This is a genomic window from Agrobacterium sp. NPDC089420 (assembly GCF_044900305.1).
GTDB lineage: Bacteria > Pseudomonadota > Alphaproteobacteria > Rhizobiales > Rhizobiaceae > Agrobacterium.
Genome location: NZ_JBJDMY010000004.1, coordinates 271,377 through 297,510, shown reverse-complemented (window position 1 = coordinate 297,510; position 26,134 = coordinate 271,377). Strand labels below are relative to the sequence as shown.

Genomic DNA, 26,134 nt, shown 5'->3' with positions numbered 1-26,134 from the left:
TTTGCGGCATCGCCCGCCGCGGGGTGCGGCGGCGCCTGCGCTTCCGGCAAATTCCGGCAGGCCCTATGCCTTGCGCCGGAATTCGGATGTCATGAAGGTCTTGAAGGTGCCGTCCGGCTGCCTGACGCTGCCGGAAAAGCTACGGTGATTGTCATCATGCAGCACCAGCACGTCGTGATAGGTGTCGGTGCGGCCGGAACCGTCGAAGGCCGGGCCTTCGGCTTCCAGCGTCAGGGTCTTGCCGTCCTCTTCGAGCCAGCCGCGGTAGACCCAGAGATTGGTCATCATCGAGCCGACCCAGCTGCCGACGAAATTGCCCTTGGCGGGATCGAAGCCGACCGTGATCACGGCCGTCATCTCGGTCCCGTCCGGCATCTTGCCGGCGCCGTCACCGATGATCCACAGGCCGCCGACGGAACGGACCGTCTCGGTGAAGCGCTGTTGCGGATCATCGGGGTCATATCCCTCATGGCCGGAGCTCGAAGTCATGACCCAGTCGCCGACGATCCTCGACAGGAATTCGTGTTCCTTCTGCGGCTTGGCGCTTTCCATTTCCATTGTTGTCTCCTCCTCTTGCGTCCGTTTCAGTGGCAGCAGGACGCAGCTTTCGGCGCATCCTCATATTGGTCGTGCCGGCGCACCCAATCCATTACGCCCTCTTCGTTACGGCCTTTTGGCACCAGATCGAGCAGCATCAGCGTGCCGAGCGTCTGCTCCGCGCCGCGGGCATAGGTGGAATAGGTGTGGTAGATCTTGCCGTCCTCGCCCCTGGCGAAAACGCTGATGCCGTGCAGGTCCTTCAGATCGCCCATCGGCTCGATCTCACGGTAATTATAGGTGATCGCCCCGCCCTCGATATCCTCGTCGCGGAACGAAGCCTGATAATCATAGTTGAAGTCGCTGTCCGCCGCCGAAACCCAGGGGAATTTCCAGCCCATGCGGTTTCTGTAGGCCTCGATCTTTTCAAGCGGCGCGCGGGAGACGGCGACGAAACCCGCATCGCCGTGGTTGAGATGGATCAGCGCGCCGTCGACATGGTCGGCGAAAAAGGAACAGCCGGTGCAGCCTTCCTCCCAGTCGGGCGCCAGCATGAAATGATAAACGATGAGCTGGCTGCAATTGCCGAACAGTTCCTTCAGCGATTTCGGGCCGGAAGGCGCGTCGAAGATATAATCCTTCGTCACCTCTTCCCAGGGCAATGCGCGCCGGGCTTCGTTCAGCCGGTCACGGGCGCGGGTCAGTTCCTTTTCCTTCACCAGCAGATCGCGGCGGGCCGCAAGCCACTCCTCCTTGGAAACGACGGGATGAGACATGATCTTTCCTCCTTGAATCCGTCTTTCACCGCGGCACCGCTCCGCTGTCCCGGTGGGCGCCGCCTATGTCTGCATTGAAAGCCAATAAACCGTCAGCAGAGCATCAAGTTCCTCTTGACTAATTAGGTTGATATCAACATATTTATCCCATGTCAAACGCCAGCGTGATTCCTTTTTCGACGACTCTTTTCGTGCGGGACGCCTGCCTCTGCCTGCATGCGCAGCGTGCAGCGCGGGCGCTGGCGCGACTGTTTGACAACGCGCTGAAGCCTGTTGGCATCAATAACGGCCAGTTTTCCCTGCTGATGTCGCTCAACCGGCCGGAGCCGCCGCCGATGGGGCCGGTGGCCCATCTTCTCGCCATGGACCGCACGACGCTGACGGCGGCATTGAAGCCGCTCACGCGGCGCGGGCTGGTCAGCATCGAACAGGACCCGAAAGACAAGCGCGGCAAGCGGTTGCGGCTGACGGCGGATGGCATGGCCGTGCTTGCGGCGGCCTTTCCCATCTGGGAACAGACCCATGCCGAAATCGAGGCGAAAATCGGCAGCGGCGACCCTGACCGGCTGCGCCGCGATCTTATCGATCTCGGCTGACAGGACGACGGCGTGACGCCACTTTTATCGGCCAGAATGTCATCAGGCCGTCGCGCCGGAGGATGAAACTATCCGAGAAGCGCAATCCAGGAGGAAAGATCATGCGTGCAATCGTTTTTGTAAAAGCCACCAAAAGCAGCGAAGATGGCGTCATGCCAACGACTGAACTCATGGAGGCAATGGGAAAATTCAACGAGGAACTGGTCAATGCCGGCATCATGCAGTCCGGCGACGGCCTGCACCCCTCCTCCAAGGGCAAGAGGGTCGTTTTCGATGGCGACAGCCGCACGGTCGTCGACGGCCCCTTCCCGCACACCAACGAACTGGTCGCCGGCTTCTGGCTGTGGAATGTAAAGGACATGGATGAGGCGGTGGCCTGGGTGAAACGCTGTCCCAACCCGATGCTGGAGCGCAGCGAAATCGAAATCCGGCCATTGTTCGAGATGGAAGACTTCGGCGATGCGGTGACACCGGAAATCGCAGCACATGTGGAAGAACTACGCGCCCGGGTGGGCAAGCAGTAGCGAGGCTCGGGCTTACGGCCGGACCCGAACAGGCCGAAGAATGCCGCTTGTTTCCTCTCCCGGGCTGGGGAGAAGAAACGAACGGCGGCCTCTGCTTAACCAGCGGCCGTCACCCCAGCAGGCTGGCCAGACGCGGATCACCGGCAAAATCCGAGACGGAAAAACCGGCCCGCCGCATCGGAAATTCGCACAGGGCCTGCACCCCGGTTTTCGAGAGGTGAATGCGCCAGCTCATTCTCTCCACCGGCGTTTTGGCGGCGAAGGCCTTCGGCGACAGGATCGCGATATTCAGGCCGCCTGCCGGATCGCGCACCGAGCGATAAAGGATAGCCTCCACCTTAGCCTCGCGCGCCTGTTCCGCAAGCGCCTGGCAGGGCTCGTAACGGGTGAGATCGGTCCACAGCCGTTCGTCGCGGTTCAGCTCCGGTTTCGTCAGATCAAGCGCCGCATCGGTGGCGACACGGGCGGCGAAGGCGGAATATTCGGCAGGATTGGCGGGCAGCGGCGTACCGGGCGATTCGGCATAAAACAGCAGCCGGTAAAAGGCCATTTCGGCGAGCGCCGTCTCCACTTTCGCCGCGGCATAATAAACACCTTCGGTGAAACCCGCCCGGCGGAAACGCGAACCGTGCGGATAGGCGGCGCCATAACGGAAAGGCGTGGCGAGAAGATAGTCGAGACCGGCGCATTCGGGCGGAAACGGCCGCTTGCTCGCCTCGAGAATATCTTCCAGCAGCGACTGCTCCTCCACCGTATCCACCAGCTTCATGGTGGAAACCTGATGCTGCGCTTCCACCAGCCGCCAGTATTTTCCCGATGCGACGCGTTTTTCAGACAGGAGCGCGTCGGGCGTCCAGATAGGAGAGGACATCGATCAATCCGGTAATGGTGGTCAGCTTGTCGGCAGGCACGGCGTTCAGCGCAACATTGTGATTGCGCAGCCAGTTCTTCGCAACGGCCTCGTCACCGCCGGCAATCGCGTCCAACGAGCGGAAAACCCGGATCAGCAGCACCGCCAGTTCGAACGATTTGGCGCCCGGCTCCAGCAGGAAATCCAGTCTTTTCATGCGCGAGACGGTAGGGGCGGAAACGCCGAGAATATCCGCCATGCGGGCGGCATTCAGGCCCAGCCGCTCGGCAGCGGCGATAACGGCCTTGGTGACGACCCTGCCCTGCGCTGCAGGATCCATGGCAGTATTGGCATGAATATTCATGGCACACATCCTTTCCTCAGAAAGAATATAGCATATTTATTTCCACAAACAAGAAGGCCGGGGATGAACCCCGGCCTTGCTTTTCATGTCTGCAATATCAGGCCACCGACACCGGCACTTCCGTGGAGGTGCGCATGGCGTGGCTGTAAGGGCAAACGATATGGGCGGCAGCCACCAGTTCCTCTGCCTTTTCGCGTTCCAGGCCGGGAATGTTGACCTTCAGCGCCACTTCGATGCCGAAGCCGGTGCCATCTTCGCGCGGGCCGATGCCGACGGTTGCCGTCACAGTCGTGTCTTCGGGGATCTTTACCTTCTGCTTGCCGGCGACCGCCTTCAGCGCGCCGAGGAAGCAGGCGGAATAACCGGCGGCGAAAAGCTGCTCCGGATTGGTGCCGCGAGCGCCGTCACCACCGAGTTCCTTCGGAACGGTCAGCGTGACATCGAGAACGCCGTCTTCCGACTTGGCGTTACCGGCGCGGCCACCGGTGGCGGATGCTTTGGTCGTGTAGAGAATGGGCATGGCATTTACTCCCTTCGGGTTGGTGTTGAATGTTTTATAGCGAACAATTAAATTGTGCGCAATATGATTTTGCGCGTTGAATAGAAATTTGTTTTTTGCGATAGTTTTCACGAAATTTCGCCGCGCATCCATGCGGCAGGAACCGAAAGCGGGGGCTGATTGTTCCCTCCCCGGTTTATTTTGGAGCAGGACAATGGGTGCAGAGGGCAACGACACGACGATGGAAAGCCTGTTGAGGCTGGACCAGCAGATATGCTTCGCCCTTTATGGCGCGGCGCACGCCTTCACGCGGGCCTACAAGCCGCTGCTCGATCCGATCGGGCTCACCTATCCGCAATATCTTGTCATGATGGCGCTGTGGGAAAAGCAGACCTCCACCGTCAAGGCGCTCGGTGAAATGCTGGGGCTCGATTCCGGAACGCTGTCACCGCTGCTGAAAAGGCTCGAACAGGCGGGCCTGATCACCCGCAAGCGCGGCACCGTGGACGAGCGGCAGGTGCTGGTGGCCATGACGCCAAAGGGCGCCGACCTCAAGAAAGAGGGTGTGAAGATCATGGCCGCCATCGGCGGCGCCACCGGCTGCGGGCTGGAGGAACTGGCGCAGCTGCGGGACCGGGTGAATGCGTTGAAGGACCGGCTGGCCCGCACCTGATCCTCAAAAAAGCAAAGGCGGCACGAGGCCGCCTTCGTGTATGCGAATGCTCTTGGGCTTATTGCCAGACCACCACGCGCGCCTTCTGCGGCACGCGGTCGTAGAGGTCGATGATGTCCTGGTTCATCAGGCGCACACAGCCGGAGGAAACGGCCTTGCCGATGGAATTCCATTCCGGCGAACCGTGCAGGCGGTAGAGCGTGTCCTTGCCGTTCTGGAAGATGTAGAGGGCACGTGCGCCAAGCGGGTTCTTCAGGCCCGGCGGCATGCCGCCATTCTTGGAGGAATATTTGGTGAGTTCCGGCTGGCGGGCGACCATTTCGTCCGGCGGGGTCCATTTCGGCCATTTCTGCCGCCACTGGATGACGCCTTCGCCCGACCAGGCGAAACCTTCGCGGCCGATGCCGACGCCGTAACGCATGGCGCTGCCGCCCTGCTCCACCACATAGAGGAAGCGCGAGCGCGTATCCACAACGACGGTGCCGGGGCGCTCGCCGGTCGGGTCGACGACCCGCTGGCGATAATAACGCCGGTCGATTTTCTGATAGGGTACGGCGGGAATGACGTAACCGCCGTCCTCAACCGAGCCGTACATGACGGCCAGTTCCGCATCGCTGACGCCGGGCGAGAACATCTGGCGGAAATCGCTGCCGATGGCGCTCGCCTGCTGGCGGATGGCATCCCCCGTGCCGGACGAGGCGCAGCCCGCCAGAAGCGAAGCGGAAGAGATGCCCAGCAGGGAAAGGAAAGTACGTCTGGAAAGATCTGTGTCGGTGCTCGTCATAAGTCCGGATTGTCCCACATTTCGAACGGCCTGGATCGCCGTTGTACGTCGTTTGTTCCACGTCTCAGGCGTATTGCGAAAATAGTTAACCAACCGCTAAAAGCCAGCGACAAGCCGCTGGAGAAGCCGCCCGTCACAGCGCTTTCTTTTAGAAAGTGGTCAGATAACCACAATCTGCGCCCCTTGCGGCACGCGCTCGTAAAGGTCGATGACGTCCTGGTTGAGCATGCGCACGCAGCCGGACGAGGTGGCCTTGCCGACCGATTGCCAGTCCGGCGTGCCGTGCACCCGGTAAAGCGTGTCCTTGCCGTCCTTGAAAATATAAAGCGCGCGCGCGCCGAGCGGGTTGTTGAGACCCGGCGTCATGCCGCCATTGGCGGCGGAAATCGAAGCGAGTTCCGGCTGGCGCTTGACCATTTCATCCGGCGGCGTCCAGCGCGGCCATTTCGCCTTCCACTGGATCTTGCCGCGGCCCGACCAGGCATAACCGTCACGGCCGAGGCCGACGCCATAACGGATCGCCTTGCCGTCGGGCTGGACCAGATAGAGAAAATGCTGCCTGGTATCGACCACGATGGTGCCGGGCGCTTCCGCCGTCCGGTAACTCACCTCCTGCCGCAGGTAACGCGGGTCGATGCGGCTATAGGGGATGGCCGGCAGCGACCGGTCCTCATCGCGGATCGGGCCGTACATGACCCGATGCAGCGGATTGGAGACCGGCAGGCCATAGGCCATCGTCTGGCCCTGCGGCTGCGCGGCGTTGGAACCCTGCACCTGCGGTGCGCTCAGGCCCTGCCCGCGCACCGGCGGGCCGTATTCCTGATGGAAACGGGTGCGGAACAGGTCCGGCGGGCGCGTCGAAAGCTGGCCCGGCTGCGGCGGCAGTTCCGGCTGACGGTTGGAACTGACGGAGTTGAAATTGAAGACCGGCGCCGTTTCCTGCACGAAGACATCCGGGTTCATCCGGCTCGTATCGGTCACGAAAAGGCAGCCGCTCAGCAGCGGCAGAACCGCAAGGCCCGCCAGAGAGGCCGCCCGGCGGCAGTGTTTCAAAAGGAGTGCTGTCATCTGAACCGCTTCATGGAATCCAATATGCCGGCATGATGAACCGCGCGGCTGGCGCGAAGCTGGCGTCGGTTTTCTTAAAAAAAATCGGGAAGCTGCATTTTTGCCCTTGAACCTCTAGTTGCTAGAGGTGCCAGATTGGCTGTCGACTGGAATTCAGGAGCAAAACCATGAATATTTCGACACGCGGCAGTTTGAACGGGGAATCGGAGGAGCTGACCTTTTCGGTCGGCGGCATGGATTGCGGCAGCTGTGCGGCGAAGATCGAAACCGCGCTCTCGCGCCTGCCCGGCGTTGCCGACGTCAAGGTCTCGGTAGCGCGCGAAAGGCTGAACCTGTCGCTGGCCGAGAACAGAACGTCGGTCGAAAAAATCGAGGACACGCTGCGCAAGCTCGGCTTCAAGCCCGCCTTGCTGCCGCGCGAAAAGGCTGCCCAGGCAAAGGTGGAAGCCGATCATCACGACCACTCCTGCTGCGACGGTCACCATCATGACGCGGCCGAAGCGGTCGCTGACAAGAATCATGCGCTGAGCTTTTCGGTCGGCGGCATGGATTGCGGCAGCTGCGCGGCGAAGATCGAAACCGCGCTCTCGCGCCTGCCCGGCGTTGCCGACGTCAAGGTCTCGGTGGCCCGCGAAAGGCTGAACCTCTCGCTTGTCGAGAACAAAACCCCGGTCGAAAAAATCGAGGATACGCTTCGCAAGCTCGGCTTCAAGCCCGCCTTGCTGCCGCAGGAAAAGACCGCCCGCGAAAAGACGGCCGATCATGATCATGACCACGCGACATGCGGCGGCCACGATCACTCTGGTCATGACCACTCCGGGCATGACCATTCGGGACACGATCACCCGTCCTGCAAGGGGCATGACCATGACCATTCCGGCCATGATCATTCAGATCACGATCATTCAGGCGGCGAGCATGCGGGCCATTCCCATGGCCCGGCCTCTGCCGCCGCAAGCCAGGGCGCCGATGCGGGTCATGCCCATGGCGCCGATGAAAAAGGCGCCTGGTGGCGCACGGCCAAGGCCCGCAACACCTTTACCGGCACCATTCTGGTCGCGGTCGCCTATGCGGCGGAACTGGCCTTCCCGGCCTGGGGCGGTTACGCCTTCATCATCGCCACGCTGGTGACGCTGTTTCCGATTGCGCGCAATGCCGTCAACGCCGCCCGTTTCGGCGCGATCTTCACCATCGAGATGCTGATGACCATTGCCGCCATCGGCGCGATCTTCATCGGCGAGGCGGAAGAGGCCGCCATCGTCGTGCTGCTCTTTTCGATCGGCGAACTGCTCGAAGGCTTTGCGGCCGCGCGGGCACGTTCCGGCATCAAGGCCCTCGGCTCGCTGCTGCCGAAAACCGCGCTGGTGGAAGAAAACGGCGCGCTGCGGCAGGTGCCGGCCGATCAGGTGCGCATCGGCCAGGTGGTCGTGGCGCGTCCCGGTGACCGCATCGCCGCCGACGGCGTGGTGATGGAAGGCGAATCGAGTGTCGACGAATCGCCGATGACCGGCGAGAGCATCCCGGTCGCCAAGGAAAAGGGCGCCCGCGTCTTTGCCGGCTCGATCAACCATGACGGCTCGCTGCGCATCCGCGTCGACCGCGCGCCGGAAGACAACACCATCGCCCGCATCATCACGCTGGTCGAGGAAGCGCAGGATGCGCGCGCGCCGACCGAGCGCTTCATCCAGAACTTCTCGCGTTATTACATGCCGCTGATCGTGGCGATCTCCGTGCTCACCATCATCGTGCCACCGCTTGCCGGCCTCGGTGACTGGGATACGTGGATTTACCGCGGCCTGGCGCTGCTGCTGATCGGTTGCCCCTGCGCGCTGGTCATCTCCGTTCCCGCGGCCATCGCCTCCAGCCTTTCGGCCGCGGCCCGGCACGGCATGCTGGTGAAGGGCGGCGCGGTCATCGAGATGCTGGCGCGCACAGAAACCGTCGCCTTCGACAAGACCGGCACGCTGACACTCGGCGAACCCGTCGTGACGGACGTGGTGGCGCTGGACGGCAACGAAAACGGACTGATCGCCGCGGCCGCAACCATCGAGCACGAATCGAGCCATCCGCTGGCGCGAGCAATCGTCAATCATGCCGTAAAGGCGGGTGTGAAGCCTCTGCCCGGTTCCGATATCAAGGCCATTGCCGGCCGTGGCATGCAGGGCACCGTTGGCGGGAAGAACCTGTTCATCGGCGCGCCGCGCTTTGCCACCGAGGTGGGCACGGTTGCGCAGGATGTGGCAGACCGCATCACGGCGCTTGAAAGCGAAGGCAAGACGGTGGCCGTGGTCATGGCCGGCGGTGCGGCAAGCGGCCTCTTCGCCATGCGCGACGAACCGCGCAAGGATGCAGCCGAGGGCGTCCGGGCGCTGAAGGAGATGGGGATTTCCTCGCTGATGCTGTCGGGCGACAATGCCCGCACGGCGCGTGCCATCGGCAACGCGCTGGGTCTTGAAGCGCGCGGCGAACTCCTGCCGCAGAACAAGGTCGAGGAAATCCGCAAGCTTGCAGCGAAAAAGACCGTGGTGATGGTGGGCGACGGCATCAACGATGCGCCGGCCCTTGCCGCCGCCAGCGTCGGTGTCGCCATCGGCTCGGGTACGGATGTGGCGATGGAAGCGGCGGATGCGGCGCTGATGCGCAACAATGTCGGCGATGCCGCCCGCCTCATCGGCCTGTCGCGCGCCACCATGAGCAACATCCGCCAGAACGTGACCATTGCGCTCGGCCTGAAGGCGGTGTTTCTGGTCACCACCGTCACCGGCCTTTCCGGCCTGTGGCTCGCCGTCTTCGCCGATACCGGCGCGACGGTTCTCGTCACCGCCAATGCCATGCGGCTGCTCGGTTATTTCAAGAAGAGCGCCTGACCCCGGAAGCGGGCTGAAAGCCGCCGGCGCGGTTTTCAGCCCTTTTATGCAAATTGGTTGAAGAAGCGGACGCTTTCCGCCACCGCGCCCGGGACGACGCCGTTATGCGTGCCGGGCAGGAGTTTTTTGTCGACCCTGAACCCCGAAGACAAGGCGCGATCGACGAAAAGCTGGTGATCGGCGTCGAAAGGCCGCTCCTCTTCACCGCGCAGCAGCAGGGCCGGGCATTTGAGGCTCGGGCCGAAACAGACCGAGGAGCGCATGATGAATTCGCGCTCGTCGGTCTCGTCGAAACAGATCTCGTCGGTATAACGGTTGAAATAACGCCAGGAATTGACGCCGGCCGAGATGGGGCTCGCGGCACGGAACCTGCGGCTCATGGAGGCCAGAAGCGTCAGCGTGCCGCCATTGGAATGGCCGGCGATGAAGAAGCGCTTGCCGTCTATGCCCGGCAGGCTTTCCAGATAGGCGGCCGCCGCCAGCGCATCCGCCGTTTCGTCGTAAAAGCCGGAATAGTTACCGCTCTGGCCGTTTTCGCCACGGAAGGACGGCAGGAGCACGACGAAACCGGCGTCCCAATAGGGCTTCATCAGCGCCCAGTGGCCGTCGCCCGTGGCATTGCCGCCATGGAGAAACAGGACCGCAGGTTTCAGTGTCTTCGATGGCTGATAGTGCGAGAGCCAGGCCACCAGCTCGATGGAACCATCCGGCCCGCCGGGATAGGTCACGCGCTGCGCCCCTGGCGGTGTGCCGAGCGCGGAGGATTTCTCCGGCGCCGCCATTTTTCGCAACAGGCGCGTATGGAAGTGCCGACGCGCCTCCGCATAATCCTGCCGCTCCAGCGGCAACACCTCGGGCGTGACAATGCCCGCTCTTGCGCCCTGCGACAGGATGGCCGCCGCCGACAGGCCGACGGCGCCGGCCAGCAGGCTGCGCCGCGTCAGGCCGGGGAAATTCATATCGCTCTCTTCCTGTCCGAAGGCTGAGGAAGGAAAGCGCTTGTCTGCCATGGGTGCACCTGACGACGGAGTAGGAATAATAGCAGTTCAGCACTGCGGCGGGAGGCTGTCCAATCACGGATTCGCGAATGACACCAATGTATTCGCAGCATTCATGGCAATTTCTGGACAATGCCTTTTTCTGCACCGGCAGCCGCGCCGGCGCACGATTGCTCCCCTGCCCTATCCTTCCGAGCCATCGATCATCGCAACCAGCGTCGAAAGCCGGTCCGCTTCGACCGGCAGCTTGTCGGCCCTGAGCCTCGCAATGCGCGGGAAGCGCATGGCGACACCCGATTTATGGCGGGTGGAGCGGTTGATGCCTTCGAAGGCCACTTCCAGCACGAAACCGAAATCCGGCGTGGCGCGCACCGCCCGCACCGGGCCGAAACGCTCGACGGTATTGTCGCGCACGAACTTGTCCAGGACTTCGAGTTCCGCATCGGTGAAGCCGAAATAGGCCTTGCCGACGGGCACGAGCTGTTCGCCATCCTCGCCTGCCGCCCAGACGCCGAAGGTGAAATCGGAATAATAGCTCGATCTTTTGCCATGGCCGCGCTGGGCGTACATCATCACCGCATCGATATTATAGGGATCGCGTTTCCACTTGAACCATGGTCCCTTGGCGCGGCCGGCCTGATAGGCGCTGTCGCGGCGCTTGATCATCACGCCTTCGATCACCGGGTCAGGCGGGGCGGCACGCAGCGTATCGAGTTCGGGCCAACTGGAAAAGCCGATCAGCGGCGACAGGTCGAAACGGTCATGCGGGGCATGTTCGATGATGTCGGACAGCCGGCCGCGGCGTTCCAGATAGCTCTTGGCGCGGATGTCGCTTTCGCCGTCGAACAGCAGATCGTAAGCGCGGATGAAGGCCGGGTAGTCGTCCAGCATCTTTGCCGTCACCGTCTTGCGGTTCAGCCTCTGTTGCAGGTCGGAAAAGGTGCGGGTGAGATTGTTGGAGCGCACTGTCCCGCCAATCAGCAATTCGCCATCCATGACGCCTTCGAAATCGATCGCCTCCAGGACATCCGGGAAAGCGCCGGAAATATCGTCGCCGGAGCGGGAATAGAGTTTGCGCGTTTCGCCGGCGCGCGACAATTGCACACGAATGCCGTCCCATTTCCACTCCGCCGCGTAATCGGCCGGGTCCAGCCCGTCGAGATCGCCATCGGCCACCGGCGTGGCCAGCATCACCGAATGGAAGATCGCCGGCGTCGCCAGCACCGGCCGCTCGGACCTGCCCTCCAGCCAGGCGAAAAGCGGCCTGTAGGGCGGTGTGAGCCCATGCCAGAGAGTCTCGATTTCGGTGATGTCTTTCCCCGCAAAATCCGCCAGCGCCTGACGCGCCAGCCGGGCCGAAACGCCGATGCGCAGGCTGCCGGTGGCGAGTTTGAGGAAAGCGAAACGCGAGGAGGTGTCCAGCCGGTCGAGCAGATCGCGCACCGCGCCGCGTACCTCGGTTCGGCCGAGCGAATTCATCAGCGTCACAACATCGCCGAGGCGTGGATCCTGCGCTTCCGAATCGTCGGCGCCGCCGATATTGCCCCAGACCAGCGAGATGGTTTCGGCCAGATCGCCGACATAGTCGTAGGAGTAACGGAACAGCACCTCGTCCATGCGCTCCAGCACCAGCTCGCGCAGCATGGCCGGCTTGACGCTTTTCAGGTCCAGCGTGCCGGCAATCGCCGCCAGCCCGTAACCCCGGTCGGGATCGGGCGTATCGCGGAAATAATCGGTGAGCAGCTTCAGCTTGCCATTGCGGGACGGCGTAAGGACAAGGCGGTCGAGAAGAGTGGCGAAGGCTTTCATCTCAATCCCCCTCATCCTCGTAACCGACGAGATGCAGCGGCTTGGCGGCGATACCCTGCAATTCGCACCAGCGCACCAGCGCCTCTTCGCGGCCATGGGTGACCCAGACGGCCTGCGGGCCGATTTCCCGGATGGTTTCCAGAAGTTCCGGCCAGTCGCAATGGTCTGATATGACCAGCGGCAGTTCGACACCGCCCTGCTTGGCGCGCTGCCGCACCATCATCCAGCCGGAGGCGAAGGCGATCAGCGGCTCGTTGAAGCGCCGCGCCCAGCGCTCCTGAAAGGCGGATGGCGGACCGACGACGATGGCGCCCTTGAAGGCGGCGGGATTGCTTTTTTCGAGCGTGGCGGGTCTGAGATCACCGAGATCGATGCCCTGCGAGACGTAATAATCGCAAAGCCGCGCCAGCGCGCCGTGGATGTAGATCGGATCGGCATAACCATTGTCGCGCAAGAGCCGGATAACCCGCTGCGCCTTGCCGAGAGAATAGGCCCCGACCAGATGGGTGCGTTCGGGAAACTGGCGGATGGAGATCAGCAGCTTGCCGATTTCAACCCGCGGCAGCGGGTGGTGAAACACCGGTAGGCCGAAGGTTGCCTCGGTGATGAAGACATCGCAGGAAACAGCCTCGAAGGGCGCGCAGGTGGGGTCGATACCGCGCTTGTAATCGCCGGACGCGACGATGCGCAGGCCGTTCGTTTCGACGGAGATTTGCGCGGAGCCCAGCACATGGCCGGCGGGATGGAACCCGACAGTGACGCCGTTCACCTCCACCGTCTCGCCGAAGGCAACCGCCTGCTCGCTGCCGCAGAAATCCTCGCCGTAACGGATACGCATGATATCCAGCGTCTGGCGCGTGGCCAGCACCGCGCCATGGCCGGCGCGGGCGTGATCGGAATGGCCGTGCGTGATGAGCGCCCGCGCCACGGGGCGGACGGGATCGATATAAAAATCGCCCGCCGGGCAATAGAGGCCCTTGGGCGTGGAATTCAGGAGCTGTTCCGGCTTCATATTCATTGAGATAGGGCCGCCCGCGCGAATGTAAAGTGCTGCGAGCATAACGCGGAACGGGCGTTAAATTTCCAGTGGGGGCGTTTTTGTTTGGCCCCCACCTCCCTGTCATTTCGATTTTGGGCCGGGCCTGTATCAGCGTTGCATTACAAAGTTCGCAGGCGCAACGCCCGCGCGCGGCCGGCTGGAGGGTGGCCATGGGATTGGTGCTTGCGGAAATGTATCCAATCGGATACATTTCATGACGAACAGTTTCGAGAAATCGACAGAGTTCGACGAATGGCTAAAGGCTTTGAAAGATCGCACCGGAAAGGTACGGATTCTTCATCGCCTCACGGCAGCCGAGCATGGGAATTTCGGCGATTGCGCGCCGGTGGGTCGAGGCGTTTCAGAGATGCGCATCCACTGTGGTCCGGGTTATCGGGTCTATTTCACGCGTGTCGGAAGGAGGGTTTACTTCCTTCTGATCGGCGGGAATAAGTCGTCGCAGAAGTGGGACATAAAGCGCGCAATCGCGATGGCGCAAACAATAGGAGGGGATGGTCATGACGGAATTTAGCAAATTCGATGTGTCGGACTATCTTGATAGCGACGAAGCCATGATCGAATATCTGGCAGTGGCGATGGAAAACGAAAACCCCGATGTGTTCATCGCCGCCCTTGGCGCAGTTGCCAGGGCTCGCGGAATGTCGCATGTCGCGGATGCCTCGGGTCTCGGCCGGGAGAGCCTATATAAAGCGCTTAAACCTGGTTCGAAGCTCCGCTACGAGACCGTGCAGAGAGTCCTGCATGCGCTGGGCTTCCGGCTGGCTGTCGAAAAATCACTGAGCGCCGCGTGAGGCTGGCATTCGCGCCAGCCTGCAGACTGCACTTCCCTACTCCCCCGCCCCTTCGGCCGGCTTTGCCTGCACCGCCGCCGGCAGGCGCACGGGCTTCAGCATCAGCGCCGCCGCAAGGCCGATGGCGGCGGTTGCGGCCGCGGCGAAGAACAGCGGCGTGAACGCATCCGAATAGAGCGAGGCGACGGCGGCCTGTGAGGCGGCGGGGAGTTCCGAGAGCATTTTCGGCGTCAGTTCCTCTATTCTGCCGACGCCGGGAATGTCGACCGTCACGCCCTTGAGGCTCGACGATACGATGGCGCCATAGACCGAAATGGCGATCGCCGCGCCGCCCATGCGGGTCAGCGTCACCGCGCCGCTCGCCGCACCGATATCGGCCTTGGGCGCGGAATTCTGCACGCCGATGATCGGCGCCTGCTGGCCGAGGCCGACGGCGAAACCCTGCGCCAGCATCAGCGCGGCAATAAGGGGAAGCGGCGTTCCGGCATGCATCTGCGTGAAGAGCAGCATGGCGATGAGGTTGATGGAGAGACCCGCCACCGAGAAGGGCTTGTAGACGCCGGTGATCGAAATCAGCCGCCCCGCCGAAAGCGAGCCCATGACGATGCCGCCGGTGACGGCAATGAAGAACAGGCCGGCATGGGAGGGTGAAAGCCCGGTCGTCGTCTGCAGGAACAGGGCGTAATAATTGACCATGCCGATGCCGATGCCGCCGCTGGTCAGCGAGACGATCATCAACAGCGGAAAGGTACTGTCCTTGAACAGCCTGAGCGGCACGACGGGTTCCGGCGCGCGGCGCTCGACCTGTACCCACAGGAAAGCGGCGATGACGGCAAAGGCGATGATGCCGAGGCTGGGGCCTGCGATCAGCGAGCCGAACAATTCGCTGCTGTCGGCCCAGAAGACGACGCTCGCAATGGTGGCCGCGAGAAGCACCGCACCGAGATAATCGATCTTCGGCTGGCGTGCAGGACGGCGATAGGGCAGCAACAGCGCCAGGCCGATGATGACGATGAGCCCGAGCGGCAGGTTGATCAGAAAGATCGACCGCCAGCCGAACAGGTCGCTCATCGTGCCGCCGAGGATCGGGCCGACGCTGCCGGACGCCATGATGGTGAGGCTGGAATAGCTCTGGTAGCGGGCTCTCTCACGCGGTTCGAACAGATCCGCATTGACGGAGAAGATCGACACCATGATGCCGCCGCCGCCAAGACCCTGCAGTACGCGGGCGGCAATCAGGCTGTCCATCGACCAGGCCAGGCCGCAGGCAAGCGAGCCGAGCGTGAAGATGACGACCGCCGCGATCATCACATATTTGCGCCCGAACAGGTCGCCGAGCTTGCCATAAACCGGCATGACCGCGCTGGTCGCCAGAAGATAGGCAGAGCCGATCCAGCCGAAGCGTTCCAGCGCGCCGAACTCGCCGACGATGGTGGGAAGTGCTGTCGATACGATCTGGTTGTCGAGGGTCGCCATGAACATGGCCAGCATCAGAAACAGAAAGACGATGAGCCTGCGCCGATGATCCGACACAAGCGGCGCCACGGGGGCTGCGGACATATCCATGAAAATCTCGTTGAGTTCCGGCGGTTTTGCTGCGACAATTTGTGTGCCATCAGCACATATATGTCAATGGCAAGTTTTTGACATCCATGCTACTGGACAAGCGCGGCCGGTTAAATCGAAAGGTCGGGCGCGCTCTATGTTTTTGTTTTTGCGCATTGTCCGGACGTAAAACCGCTACGCACTTTTACGGGAAATGCTCTAAATGTGATCGCGAACTGGCAATGAAAGGAACGGCAAAGCGTGACGACTGAGGAAGACTGGAACGAGGATCTGCCGGAAAACATCAAGCGGATCGGCAATACGATGACGCGCATGCGCATCATGATCGGCCGCCGCATCATCGGCCGCATGGCGCTTGCCAAGCTCGCTCCGGGTCTGGAACTCTCGCATATCGACGTTCTTGACATTCTGCGTCGCACCGAAGGCGATGTCACGGTTGGCGCGATTGCCGAAGGCATGCGCATCGATCCTTCCCGTGGCAGCCGTGTGGTGGCCGATATGGTGGGGCGCGGCCTGCTGAAGCGGGGCGTCTCCCAGGAGGATGGCCGCCGCAGCATCGTCGAGATCACGCCGCTCGGCACCAGTCTTTTGCAGGAGATGCGTCGCACCAAGATGCGTGTCGTCGAGGACGTGATGGATGGCTGGCCGGCGGAGGATGTGGAGACATTCGCCCGCCTGTTCGAGCGGTTCATCGACCGTTTCGAATACCGGCTTTCGCCGGATACGGACTTCTTCACGGATCAGAAAAAATCATAGTGGCCCCGGCGATCCGCAACTTCACTTTAAAACGACGAGACCGTAACGTGCCGCCATCGAACAGGTTCAAGGGGTAATTTCGATGTTGACGATTTACGGTGTCTACCGCTCCCGCGCCACGCGCACGCTGTGGCTGGCAGGAGAACTCGGCATAGAATTCAAGCATGTGCCTGTCATACAGGCCCGCCGCCTTGCCGATCCGCTCGCCACTGATGCGCCGCTCAACACGCTGTCGCCCGCTTTTCTCGCCGTCAACCCGATGGGCACCATTCCCTGCATCGAGGATGACGGCATGGTGCTTTACGAATCCATGGCCATCAATCTCTATCTGGCGCGCAAATATGGCGGGCCGCTCGCCCCGGCCGATCTGAAGGAAGATGCGGCGATGCTGCAATGGTCCTTCTTTGCCGCCACCGAGATCGAGACCAATTCGCTGAAGATTTCCTCCGCCATTGCCGAGGGCCTTTCGGAAAGCGACAGCGGCAAAGCGGTGATCGATGTTGCCGCCCGCCTGCTGAAGCGCCCGTTCCGGGTGCTGGAGCAGCATCTCGCCACCCATGATTACCTGGTGGGCGACCGTTTCACCGTGGCCGACCTCAATGCAGCGGAAATCGTCCGTTACGCGCAGGGTCACCAGCCGCTGTTTGATGCCCATCCGGTGGTAAAGGCCTGGCTCACCCGCTGCCAGGCGCGCACGGCTTTCAAGACCATGTGGGACACGCGCGCGGCCGAGGCGGCTTGAGCGCGTAAGCGCTGATTGGGATGACCACTCTCACTTCCGTCATACCGGCCTTGAGCCGGTATCCAGCCGACGCGCGTCCGCGCGTCGGATAGAGTCCTTTCAGCCCAAGGATTTGGGCTGGCTGGATTCCGTCTCAGGGCCGGAATGACGGGAGTCGCGATCTACTCAACCCCTCTCGCCCGCCAGCGCCCGCTGCACCGCCGGGCGGTCGTTCATGCGCCTGAAATGGTCGTGCACCTTCGGGAAGCGGGCAATATCCACACCGTCGCCTTCCAGCCAGCCGGACATGACGAACAGATAGGGATCGGCCACCGAATAGGCCGTGCCTAGGACCCACGGGCCGTGCAGCATGCCGTGCTCTATCAGCTCGAAGCACTCGCCCATGGTCTGCGGCACCTTGGCTTTCATATCCGCAAACGAACTGTCCTCGTTCGCCCAGCGGCTGCCGCGCCGGCCATGGGCGTGGGCGACATGCACGGTTGAGGAGATGAAGGCGTTGAAGGACTGCATGACGGCGAATTCGAAGGGATCGTCAAGCGGCGCGAGCTTCTTCTCCGGGGCCATCTGGGCGATGAAGGCGAGGATGGCGGGCGTCTCCGTCAGCACGCCGCTTGCGGTGGCGAGCGCCGGTACGCGGCCTTTCGGATTGATCTTCAGAAATGTCTCGGAGCGCTGCTCGCCCTCGGCGAAATTGACGCGGTGGGCCGTGTAGGGCAGGCCCGATTCCTCAAGCACGATATGGCTGGCGCGCGAGCAGGAACCGGGGGAGAAAAACAGGGTGAACATGAATATGCGACCTCCAGGACAATGAAGGCGTCCACCTTTTCCTGTCGCGGACGCCGGGCCTTGCCGGCGGCCGGGGGTCGGCCATCACGCACAGGGCGCACCATCATCGTGCCGGCGACCGGCCACGTCAAAGGTTATTTAGAGGCCGACGACGCGGATGTCGCCGACATGGATGCCGTTCCAGTTGCGCATCTGCCGGTTGGCGATGCCGCCCAGCGCCTGCCGCTCGGTGCTGCCCTCTTCGAAATAGCGGGCGAGCAAAGCCGAGACCATGGCTTCGGCCGCACGCGTGGTGCCATCCTCGCATTTCACCGCCATGGCGATGCCCTTTTCCGGCAGGGCCGCCACGAAAACGCCTTCGGCGCCGGTCTTGGCGAAAACCCTGCCCGGCGCGATCTGCATCAGCCTGGTGCAGGCCCGGCCCGTGCCTGCCACATAAAAGGGTTCCGCCATGCAGGCCTCGATAAGACGGCGCGACGCCGTCGCACGCCCCGCTTCCAGCCCCCTGCCCGTCGCCATCTTCGCGAAACCATGCGCCAGCCCCTTGAGCGGCACGGCATAGGTGGGGATGGAGCAGCCATCCACGCCGCAATTGTCATGGCCGAGCGCCGCCCCCGTCAGGCTTGCCATCGTGGCGCGGATTTCCCGCTGCAGCGGGTGATCGTAACCGACGTAACCCTTAGGATCGGTGCCGGTGTGGCAGCAGGCGCAGATGAAGCCGGAATGCTTGCCGGAGCAATTATTGTGAAGCGCCGTCGGCTGTTCCAGCGTGCGGGCCTGATGGATGATGGTTTTCTGGTCGGATGACCAATGCGCGCCGCATTCCAGCGTATCGACATCCCGGCCCGCTTTGGCAAGCATGGCGGCGGCAAGCTCGACATGCGCGTCCTCGCCGGAATGGGAGGAACAGGCAAGCGCCAGTTCGCGGTTGCCGAAACCATAGGCATCCGCCGCGCCGCTTTCCACCAGCGGCAGCGCCTGCATGGCCTTACAGGCGGAACGCGGGAAGATGCCGCGTTCGACATCACCGGCGGAAAACACGACGCCGCCCTCGCCGTCCACCACCACGGCCAGCCCCTGATGGCGGCTTTCCACGAGATTGCCGCGGGTGACTTCGACGGTAACGGAATTGTTCATGTTCGCAGCCTCAAAAAATTCTGATTTCATGCCGTTGATACCGCAATTGATTTTTCGATGCACGGGGCTGTTCGTGAAATTTGCAAAACGTCTGTTGCTGGCGATCGCCGTCATCTACCTGCTTCCCGCGCTGGCATCGGCCGGTTTGTGGGCCATGAAGGACCATCCGCGCGGCTGGAGCGCCGCAAGATGGTCGTCCTCCGGCATGCTGCCGGCTGCGTCCAGCAACGGCGAAGCCGCCGTCTACGTCTTTTCCGCCATGACCGGCGGTTTCAAGGGCTCCGTCGCCAGTCATGCCTGGATCGTGCTGAAAAAGCCGGGCGCCGCGACCTATGACCGTTATGACAAGGTGGGCTGGGGCACGCCGATCCGGCACAATGGCTATGCGGCGGATGCCTATTGGTATTCCAACATGCCGCGCCAGGTGGTGGCCATTCACGGCGCGGAAGCGGAAAAACTGATCCCCAAGATCGAAAAGGCGATTGCCGATTACCCCTATGGCAGGCCGGGTGGCTACCGCATCTATCCCGGTCCCAACTCCAACACCTTCGTCGCCCATGTGCTGCGCAGCGTGCCGGAACTGGGCGTGGTGCTGCCGCCCGATGCGGTGGGCCGCGACTACCTGCCGAACGGGGCGTTCTATCACATTGCCGACGACTGGAAGGATGCGAGCGTGTCGCTCGGCGGGCTGTTCGGCGTTTCGGCGGGTGCACGCAGCGGTTTCGAGATCAATTTTCTCGGCCTCGTCGCCGGCATCGATTTCGGCCGGCCGGGCGTGAAGATACCGGGGCTCGGTTATTTCGGCGTCGCCGGTATCCGGGCATAGAATGATTATGTTTCGGTGGCCGGCGCGGCGCGTCTGGCGCGGATGCTCTGGGCGATGAAGACCCGCGACAGGCCATGATAGAGCGGCTCGCGGGAGAAGAACCGCGAGGTGAGATATCCAAGCATTGCCGCGACCATGATGGGAATGACCCCCTCGTGATTGCCGGTCATTTCGAGAATGATGACGAAGGCCGTCATCGGCGCCTGCACCACGCCGGCGAAATAACCCGCCATGCCGACGATCGCGCCAAGGCCGATGCTGGTGCCGAGCAGGCTTGCCACGGTGCTGCCGAAACCCGCGCCTACCGACAGGGATGGCGCGAAGATGCCCCCCGGGATGCCAGACATCATGGCAAGGAACGTCGCCGCCAGCTTTTCGAGGAAGAAGAAGGCCGGCGCGGCCTCGCCCTCAATCGCGGCGCGTGCCTGTTCGTAACCCGTTCCGAAGGTCGCGCCGCCCGTTGCAATGCCGATGACAGCGGAGGCAAGGCCGCAGGCGGCCGCCACCGCCAGCATCCGCTTCAACGGCATGGTGTGGGCAAAACGCCGGATGCGCGCGGACAATCTCAAGGCGCCGGCGCTGAACAGCGCCCCCAATGCGCCGCCGCCGACGCCGCAGATCAGCACCAGCAGCCAGTCCATCGTGGTTTTCGCCATGACCGAACTGGCGCCGAAATAGGTATAGCTGCCGACCAGCGCCAGCGACGCAAGACCGGAGAGGATGACGGCAGTGAGGACAAGGCCGTTGGCTCGGGATTCATAGGTCTTGCTCATTTCCTCAATGGCGAAGACGATGCCCGCGAGCGGCGTGTTGAAGGCCGCCGCAATGCCTGCCGCCGAGCCGGCGAGAATGAGCCCCTTGGCCTGCGCCATGCCGCCCCAGCGGGCGGCCTGCAGCATGATGGAGGCTCCGACCTGAACCGTCGGCCCCTCACGCCCGATGGAAGCGCCGGATAAAAGACCGGCCACAGTCAATACCACCTTGCCGAAAGCGAGTTTCAGCGACAGAAGCCGAGAGCGGTCCGCATCATCACGCAGGTGCCGCGCCGCAATGGCCTGCGGAATGCCGCTGCCGCCGGCATTGGGGAAGACCGTGATCGCAAGCCAGGCGCACAGCGTGAATCCAAGCGGCGCGATGATGAGCGGCAGCAGGAAGGCCCATTCGCCCGATGAGGTTGCCGCAAAGAAAAGGTGCTGGGCTCGATCCGCAAGCCATGCAAAGCCGACGCTGATAAGGCCGACCGCAATCGCGCCGATCCAGAAAACCGCCCTCGGTTTCCACACCCGCCACGAACCCCACACGACACGGGAACGGCGGAGCATCTTCAGCTTTTTGTAGTCGACGGGCATGGCGGTCCAGATCGGTGATTTTGATGTTCGTCATCAGGCGGGAAGCCCGTTTATCGGACTCCCGGGCAGGGATTGCAAGGTTTTGCATTTGACAGGCGGATCGTATCGGCGCACTCTGCATCGCAATTGCAACGCACGGAGACCTAACATGAAAACGGCAACGATCCCTTCGCTGCGGGTGACGGCGGATTTTCGCGAAGCTGCTGAAAGCGTGCTGAAGGAAGGCGAGACGCTCTCTTCCTTCGTTGAGGATTCTGTGCGCAGGCAGGTGGAAATCCGCAAATCGCAGGCGGAATTTATTGCGCGCGGGCTGGCCTCACTCGACGAGGCCGAGCGTACGGGCGTTTATTATACCACCGACGATGTTCTTTCGATGATGCAAAGAAAACTTGATGCTGCGAAAGCCGCGAAGCGGAAATGACGTATGAGCTTCGTTATACCGAAGAAGCGCTAGCCGATTTTGATCGCATCTATGACTTTCTGATCGCCTACGACATCGATGTGGCTGAGAAAGCAATCCGCGCCATAAGAGCAGGACTGGAGATTCTCAGCGACTTTCCCTTCAGTTGCCGCAAGGCATCTGCGGAAAACAGCCTGATACGCGAACTGCTCGTTCCTTTCGGCTCCTCCGGATATGTCGTGCTGTTCCGTATCGACAGCCCGGAAACCGTCACCATCGCTGCCGTCCGCCACCAGCGCGAGGACGATTACCACTGATCCTCACCGGTCGCTGACGGCCGCGCGCGGGTTTATCCACGGTTCCTGGTTGGAGCGCGGCAGCGGTGTTTTGCCGAGAATATGATCCGCAGCCTTTTCGCCGGTCATGATCGACGGGCCGTTGAGGTTGCCATAGGTCACATGCGGGAAGATCGAGCTGTCGGCGACCCGCAAACCCTCCACCCCGATCACCCGGCATTCGGGATCGACGACGGCCATCGGGTCGTCCCTGTCGCCCATCCGGCAGGTGCCGCAGGGGTGATAGGCGCTTTCCAGATGCTGCCGCAGAAAGGCGTCGATCTCCTCGTCCGTCGCCACCTTTTCGCCCGGCTGGATTTCCGGCCCACGGAACTCGTCAAAGGCGCTCTGCCTGAAGATTTCGCGCGTCAGGCGCACGCAATGGCGGAATTTTTCCCAGTCTTCCGGATGGCTCATATAGTTGAAGCGTATGACGGGGTCGTCTTTCGGATCGGCCGAGCGCAGCGTGACATTGCCGCGCGATTTCGACAGGTTGTAGCCCACATGCACCTGAAAACCATGGCTTTTCGCGGCCGCCTTGCCGTCATAGGAAATGGCGACGGGCAGGAAATGATATTGGATATCCGGTTGTTTCAGACCAGGCGCGGAGCGCAGGAAGGCACAGGCTTCGAACTGGTTGGAGGCGCCAAGCCCGCCTTTCGAGAGCAGCCATTGCGCACCGGCAACCCCCTGCCAGAACCATGGCAGCCAGGAATAAAGCGAGACGGGTTTGGTCGAAACCTGCTGGAAATAAAACTCCATATGGTCCTGAAGGTTTGCGCCCACGCCAGGACGATCCGCCTTCACCTCGATGCCCATGTCTTTGAGATGCGCGGCAGGCCCGATGCCCGACAACATCAGCAGTTTCGGCGAATTGAAGGAGGATGCCGAAACGATGACCTCGCGATTGGCCGCGATCGTTTCGACCACGCCCTTGCGCTCGATCTCGACGCCAACCGCCCGGCCGTTCTCGATGACGACCTTGCGGGCGAAACCGTTGACCAGCGTGACGTTACCGCGCTTCAGCGCCGGTTTCAGATAGGCATTGGCGGCAGACCAGCGGCGGCCATTGTGGATGGTCTGCTCCATCAGGCCGAAACCCTCCTGCTTGGAGCCGTTATAGTCATCCGTCAGTTCGAAACCGGCCTCAGCGCCCGCCTGAATGAAGGCGTGGAACAGCGGATTGTCGACCGGCCCGCGCTGCACATGCAGCGGCCCATCCGTGCCGCGCCAGCCCTCCTCGCCGCCATGGCTGTGTTCCATGCGCTTGAAATAGGGCAACACATCCGCATAGGCCCAGCCATGCGCGCCAAGCTCCTCCCAGCGGTTGAAGTCCTCGGCATGGCCGCGCACGTAAACCAGCCCGTTGATCGAGGACGAGCCGCCGATGACCTTGCCGCGCGGGGCCGTGATACGGCGATTGTCGAGATTGGGTTCGGGCTCGGAGAGATAACCCCAATTGTAGCGCTTCATGCTCATCGGCCAGGCGAGCGCGGCCGGCATCTGGATGAAGGGGCCGAAATCCGACCCGCCCGCCTCGATGACGATCACCGAATAGCGGCCGTCTTCCGACAGGCGATAGGCGATGGCGGAGCCTGCGGAGCCTGAGCCGACGATGACGTAATCTGCTTGCATGATTTGCTCTCTCCGATGAGCGATTGTTCAAAATGATTGTCGGCGGTTGGGGCTTTACCCCCCTCTGCCCTGCCGGGCATCTCCCCCTCAAGGGGGGAGATCAGCAGGAGGCGCTACCACCACTTAATTCGCTGACGTTGAGAGGTGCGCAACCTCGCCGCAGATCGATCTCCCCCCTTGAGGGGGAGATGCCCGGCAGGGCAGAGGGGGTAAAGCCCCACCCACCGCGTCTCAATAAGGCGCGTCCACCGTCCCCGTGCTCACATAAACCGTCTTCAACTCGCTATAATGTTCCAGCGCCGCGGCCGAATTCTCCCGTCCGAAGCCGGATTGTTTCGAGCCGCCGAAGGGGATTTCCACCGGGCAGAGATTATAGGTGTTGATCCACAGCGTACCCGCCTCCAGCTGATCGACCACGCGGTGGGCGCGGGCGAGGTCGGTGGTGAAGACGCCGCCGGCCAGCCCGAATTCGGTGGCGTTGGCGCGGGCGAGAACCTCGTCCTCATCCTCGAAATCCAACACGCACATGACGGGGCCGAAGATTTCCTCGCAGGCGATGGTCATGGCGTCCGTTACGTCCGCAAAAACCGTCGGCTGCACATAGGCGCCCTCGCCCGACACATTGTTGGGAATGCCGCCGCCGGTGACGAGCGTGGCGCCCTCCGCCTTGCCCTTTTCGATATAGGAGAGGACCTTCTCCTGCTGCGCCTTGGAAACCAGCGGGCCGAGATGGGTGGCGTAGTCCAGCGGATCGCCGAGGATCATCGCCTCGGTGCGGCGCTTCAGACTGTCGAGGAAGCGCGCCTTGGCCTTTTTCTGCACGAAGACGCGGGTGCCGTTGGAGCAGACCTGGCCGGAAGAATAGAAATTGCCGAGCATGGCCCCGCCGACAGCGCTTTCGATATTGGCATCGTCGAAGACGATCAGCGGCGACTTGCCGCCGAGTTCCATGGTAACGTGCTTCAGATGCCCGGCAGCGGCGGCGGCCACCTTGCGGCCGGTCGGCACCGAGCCGGTGAGCGAGACCTTGGCCACATCAGGGTGGTTGACCAATAGCGGGCCGGTATCGCGATCCCCCTGAATGACGTTGAACAGGCCCTTGGGCAGGCCGGCCTCGATGAGGATTTCGGCGATCTTCAGCGCGCCGAGCGGGGTGTTTTCCGAAGGCTTGAAAACCATGGCGTTGCCGGCGACCAATGCCGGCGCGGCCTTCCAGCAGGCGATCTGCTGCGGATAGTTCCACGCGCCGATGCCGACGCAGACGCCGAGCGGCACGCGCTTTGTATAGGCGAAATCGCCGCCGAGCGGGATATAATCGCCGTTCAGCGCGGAAGGCGCGATACCGCCGAAAAATTCGAAGGCGTCCGCGCCGGACGTCGGGTCGGCGACGATGGTTTCCTGGATCGGCTTGCCGGTGTCCAGCGTCTCCAGCGTCGAGAGCGCGTCGTTGCGCTCGCGCATGATATCGGCGGCGCGCTTGAGGATGCGGCCGCGCGCCGTCGGGCTCATCGCCGCCCATTCCTTCTGCGCGCGCCTGGCCGAGGCGATGGCGCGCTCGACGATGGCGGGCGTTGCCGCATGCAGCCTGGCGATCACCTCGCCCGTGGCCGGGAAGACGCTCTCGATCACTGTGCCGGCGGTGTCTTCGACATACACCCCGTCGATGAAATGCGAGGCTTTCGGCTGCGCCCTAAGCGGCGTCGCGATGGTCATGTCGAAGTCTCCTTAAAGAACGCGGATGGACGGCTTCTGGCGCTGTCCATCGGGAAAAGATTTGAGCTGCATGTCGAAATAATCCTCGACGAGCGCCGGCGCAGACGCGAGGCCAAGCGGGGCGGAACGCAGGCTGTGGCGAATATAAAGCCCGTCGATCAGGGCCGCCGCCCCTTCCGCGATCCGCGCCGCATCATCTGGCGGGCAAAGCCGGTTGAGGCTGGCCATGAGATTGGAGCGCAGGCGGCGCGAATAGAGCACGAGGAGACGCCGGGTTTCCTCCGAGCGCTGCGCCTCGACATAAAAGGCAAGCCATGCCGCCACCGTTTCGGGCGTGAACTGGTCGCTCTGGAACGAGACATGCACGATGGCGCTCAGCCTTTCACGCGGGCCGGAAGCGCGGGTCAGCGCCGCCACGGCATCGCGCCTGAGATCCCGCAGCAGGCTGCGGATGGTCTCCAGAAGAAGCTGCTGCTTGCTGCCGAAATAATGATGCGCAAGGGCCGCCGACACGCCCGCTTCGCGGGCGATGTCCGACATCGTCACGTTCAGCGAACCGTGGTGACCTATGGTGCGAAGGGCCGCATCCACCAGCGCCTTGCGGCGCAGCGGCTCCATTCCGATCTTGGGCATGAGCGTCTCCTTGATGAAGGGCAAAATATTCTTGATTGATTGATCAATCAATAAAAAACG

Annotated in this window: 28 protein-coding genes; 11 read left to right on the top strand and 17 right to left on the bottom strand. The window is 62.4% G+C overall.

The annotated features are described in order from the left end of the window. Positions 1-63: 63 nt before the first annotated feature. Together ACI2KA_RS08195 and ACI2KA_RS08190 are read right to left on the bottom strand one after the other, a co-directional pair. On the bottom strand, positions 64-558 hold the full coding sequence (locus ACI2KA_RS08195; protein ID WP_404500915.1) for a DUF1579 domain-containing protein: 495 nt from the start codon (positions 556-558) through the stop codon (positions 64-66). Between the two features lie 26 nt (positions 559-584). After that, a complete protein-coding gene (locus tag ACI2KA_RS08190) occupies positions 585-1,313 on the bottom strand; it encodes a DUF899 domain-containing protein (protein ID WP_404500913.1) in 729 nt (242 codons plus the stop codon). A gap of 149 nt (positions 1,314-1,462) precedes the next feature. Between ACI2KA_RS08190 and ACI2KA_RS08185 the strand changes: the two genes are divergently transcribed. Then, positions 1,463-1,909, top strand: coding sequence for a MarR family winged helix-turn-helix transcriptional regulator (locus ACI2KA_RS08185; protein WP_404500911.1), 447 nt, complete (start codon positions 1,463-1,465; stop codon positions 1,907-1,909). A 101-nt stretch (positions 1,910-2,010) separates the two neighbouring features. Continuing rightward, on the top strand, positions 2,011-2,433 hold the full coding sequence (locus ACI2KA_RS08180) for a YciI family protein (protein WP_065115109.1): 423 nt from the start codon (positions 2,011-2,013) through the stop codon (positions 2,431-2,433). A 109-nt stretch (positions 2,434-2,542) separates the two neighbouring features. Here the strand turns inward: ACI2KA_RS08180 and ACI2KA_RS08175 are convergent, their stop codons facing one another. The 3 genes from ACI2KA_RS08175 to ACI2KA_RS08165 form a co-directional block, all read right to left on the bottom strand. Beyond that, a complete protein-coding gene (locus ACI2KA_RS08175; protein WP_404500909.1) occupies positions 2,543-3,304 on the bottom strand; it encodes an RES family NAD+ phosphorylase in 762 nt (253 codons plus the stop codon). Then, complete coding sequence (locus ACI2KA_RS08170; protein WP_404500907.1) at positions 3,264-3,647, bottom strand: antitoxin Xre/MbcA/ParS toxin-binding domain-containing protein; 384 nt, start codon at positions 3,645-3,647, stop codon at positions 3,264-3,266. The genes ACI2KA_RS08175 and ACI2KA_RS08170 overlap by 41 nt, the downstream gene beginning before the upstream one ends. A gap of 97 nt (positions 3,648-3,744) precedes the next feature. Further along, positions 3,745-4,167, bottom strand: a complete 423-nt coding sequence (locus tag ACI2KA_RS08165; RefSeq protein ID WP_404500905.1) for an organic hydroperoxide resistance protein — start codon at positions 4,165-4,167, stop codon at positions 3,745-3,747. Positions 4,168-4,360: 193 nt separating this feature from the next. On the opposite strand from ACI2KA_RS08165, the gene ACI2KA_RS08160 reads away from it, so the two are divergent. Beyond that, the gene (locus ACI2KA_RS08160) at positions 4,361-4,819 is read left to right on the top strand and encodes a MarR family winged helix-turn-helix transcriptional regulator (protein WP_404500903.1); all 459 of its coding nucleotides are present in this window, start codon (positions 4,361-4,363) and stop codon (positions 4,817-4,819) included. Between the two features lie 58 nt (positions 4,820-4,877). Here ACI2KA_RS08160 and ACI2KA_RS08155 read toward each other — a convergent pair whose 3' ends face one another. Together ACI2KA_RS08155 and ACI2KA_RS08150 are read right to left on the bottom strand one after the other, a co-directional pair. Further along, positions 4,878-5,603: a L,D-transpeptidase gene (locus ACI2KA_RS08155; RefSeq protein ID WP_404500901.1), complete on the bottom strand. Its 726-nt coding sequence runs from the start codon at positions 5,601-5,603 to the stop codon at positions 4,878-4,880. Positions 5,604-5,762: 159 nt separating this feature from the next. Next, complete coding sequence (locus tag ACI2KA_RS08150) at positions 5,763-6,671, bottom strand: L,D-transpeptidase (protein WP_404500899.1); 909 nt, start codon at positions 6,669-6,671, stop codon at positions 5,763-5,765. 167 nt (positions 6,672-6,838) lie between these two features. Here ACI2KA_RS08150 and ACI2KA_RS08145 point away from each other — a divergent pair, with 167 nt between their 5' ends. Continuing rightward, complete coding sequence (locus ACI2KA_RS08145) at positions 6,839-9,538, top strand: heavy metal translocating P-type ATPase (protein WP_404500897.1); 2,700 nt, start codon at positions 6,839-6,841, stop codon at positions 9,536-9,538. 44 nt (positions 9,539-9,582) lie between these two features. On the opposite strand, the gene ACI2KA_RS08140 is transcribed toward ACI2KA_RS08145, so the two are convergent. The 3 genes from ACI2KA_RS08140 to ACI2KA_RS08130 all read right to left on the bottom strand — a co-directional run bounded on the left by ACI2KA_RS08140 (position 9,583) and on the right by ACI2KA_RS08130 (position 13,363). Next, on the bottom strand, positions 9,583-10,548 hold the full coding sequence (locus ACI2KA_RS08140) for an alpha/beta hydrolase family protein (protein ID WP_404500895.1): 966 nt from the start codon (positions 10,546-10,548) through the stop codon (positions 9,583-9,585). 171 nt (positions 10,549-10,719) lie between these two features. Continuing rightward, entirely contained in the window at positions 10,720-12,345 is a 1,626-nt protein-coding gene (locus tag ACI2KA_RS08135) for a cisplatin damage response ATP-dependent DNA ligase (RefSeq protein WP_404500893.1), read from the bottom strand. A gap of 1 nt (position 12,346) precedes the next feature. Beyond that, entirely contained in the window at positions 12,347-13,363 is a 1,017-nt protein-coding gene (locus ACI2KA_RS08130; RefSeq protein WP_404500891.1) for a ligase-associated DNA damage response exonuclease, read from the bottom strand. Between the two features lie 235 nt (positions 13,364-13,598). Here ACI2KA_RS08130 and ACI2KA_RS08125 point away from each other — a divergent pair, with 235 nt between their 5' ends. Both ACI2KA_RS08125 and ACI2KA_RS08120 read left to right on the top strand, forming a co-directional pair. After that, on the top strand, positions 13,599-13,916 hold the full coding sequence (locus ACI2KA_RS08125; protein WP_404500889.1) for a type II toxin-antitoxin system RelE/ParE family toxin: 318 nt from the start codon (positions 13,599-13,601) through the stop codon (positions 13,914-13,916). Next, positions 13,897-14,196, top strand: a complete 300-nt coding sequence (locus ACI2KA_RS08120; protein ID WP_404500887.1) for an addiction module antidote protein — start codon at positions 13,897-13,899, stop codon at positions 14,194-14,196. Before ACI2KA_RS08125 ends, ACI2KA_RS08120 begins: the two co-directional genes overlap by 20 nt. A gap of 36 nt (positions 14,197-14,232) precedes the next feature. Here the strand turns inward: ACI2KA_RS08120 and ACI2KA_RS08115 are convergent, their stop codons facing one another. Beyond that, entirely contained in the window at positions 14,233-15,762 is a 1,530-nt protein-coding gene (locus tag ACI2KA_RS08115; RefSeq protein WP_404500885.1) for an MDR family MFS transporter, read from the bottom strand. Positions 15,763-16,002: 240 nt separating this feature from the next. Here ACI2KA_RS08115 and ACI2KA_RS08110 point away from each other — a divergent pair, with 240 nt between their 5' ends. Both ACI2KA_RS08110 and ACI2KA_RS08105 read left to right on the top strand, forming a co-directional pair. After that, positions 16,003-16,518, top strand: coding sequence for a MarR family winged helix-turn-helix transcriptional regulator (locus tag ACI2KA_RS08110; protein ID WP_404500883.1), 516 nt, complete (start codon positions 16,003-16,005; stop codon positions 16,516-16,518). A gap of 82 nt (positions 16,519-16,600) precedes the next feature. Then, on the top strand, positions 16,601-17,260 hold the full coding sequence (locus ACI2KA_RS08105; RefSeq protein WP_404500881.1) for a glutathione S-transferase family protein: 660 nt from the start codon (positions 16,601-16,603) through the stop codon (positions 17,258-17,260). 165 nt (positions 17,261-17,425) lie between these two features. On the opposite strand, the gene ACI2KA_RS08100 is transcribed toward ACI2KA_RS08105, so the two are convergent. Next, a complete protein-coding gene (locus tag ACI2KA_RS08100) occupies positions 17,426-18,046 on the bottom strand; it encodes a glutathione S-transferase family protein (protein WP_404500879.1) in 621 nt (206 codons plus the stop codon). A gap of 138 nt (positions 18,047-18,184) precedes the next feature. Further along, entirely contained in the window at positions 18,185-19,183 is a 999-nt protein-coding gene (locus ACI2KA_RS08095; protein ID WP_404500878.1) for an asparaginase, read from the bottom strand. 73 nt (positions 19,184-19,256) lie between these two features. Here ACI2KA_RS08095 and ACI2KA_RS08090 point away from each other — a divergent pair, with 73 nt between their 5' ends. Beyond that, complete coding sequence (locus tag ACI2KA_RS08090) at positions 19,257-20,009, top strand: DUF3750 domain-containing protein (protein WP_404500876.1); 753 nt, start codon at positions 19,257-19,259, stop codon at positions 20,007-20,009. A gap of 5 nt (positions 20,010-20,014) precedes the next feature. Here ACI2KA_RS08090 and ACI2KA_RS08085 read toward each other — a convergent pair whose 3' ends face one another. Then, the gene (locus ACI2KA_RS08085; protein ID WP_404500874.1) at positions 20,015-21,358 is read right to left on the bottom strand and encodes a chloride channel protein; all 1,344 of its coding nucleotides are present in this window, start codon (positions 21,356-21,358) and stop codon (positions 20,015-20,017) included. 148 nt (positions 21,359-21,506) lie between these two features. Between ACI2KA_RS08085 and ACI2KA_RS08080 the strand changes: the two genes are divergently transcribed. Continuing rightward, entirely contained in the window at positions 21,507-21,779 is a 273-nt protein-coding gene (locus ACI2KA_RS08080; RefSeq protein WP_404501210.1) for a YlcI/YnfO family protein, read from the top strand. After that, on the top strand, positions 21,776-22,075 hold the full coding sequence (locus ACI2KA_RS08075; protein WP_404500872.1) for a type II toxin-antitoxin system RelE/ParE family toxin: 300 nt from the start codon (positions 21,776-21,778) through the stop codon (positions 22,073-22,075). The genes ACI2KA_RS08080 and ACI2KA_RS08075 overlap by 4 nt, the downstream gene beginning before the upstream one ends. A 3-nt stretch (positions 22,076-22,078) precedes the next feature. Here the strand turns inward: ACI2KA_RS08075 and betA are convergent, their stop codons facing one another. The 3 genes from betA to betI all read right to left on the bottom strand — a co-directional run bounded on the left by betA (position 22,079) and on the right by betI (position 26,074). Next, entirely contained in the window at positions 22,079-23,728 is a 1,650-nt protein-coding gene (gene betA / locus ACI2KA_RS08070) for a choline dehydrogenase (RefSeq protein WP_404500870.1), read from the bottom strand. A 231-nt stretch (positions 23,729-23,959) separates the two neighbouring features. Next, complete coding sequence (betB, locus tag ACI2KA_RS08065; RefSeq protein ID WP_404500868.1) at positions 23,960-25,441, bottom strand: betaine-aldehyde dehydrogenase; 1,482 nt, start codon at positions 25,439-25,441, stop codon at positions 23,960-23,962. A gap of 12 nt (positions 25,442-25,453) precedes the next feature. After that, on the bottom strand, positions 25,454-26,074 hold the full coding sequence (gene betI, locus ACI2KA_RS08060; protein ID WP_020812509.1) for a transcriptional regulator BetI: 621 nt from the start codon (positions 26,072-26,074) through the stop codon (positions 25,454-25,456). Positions 26,075-26,134: the final 60 nt, after the last annotated feature.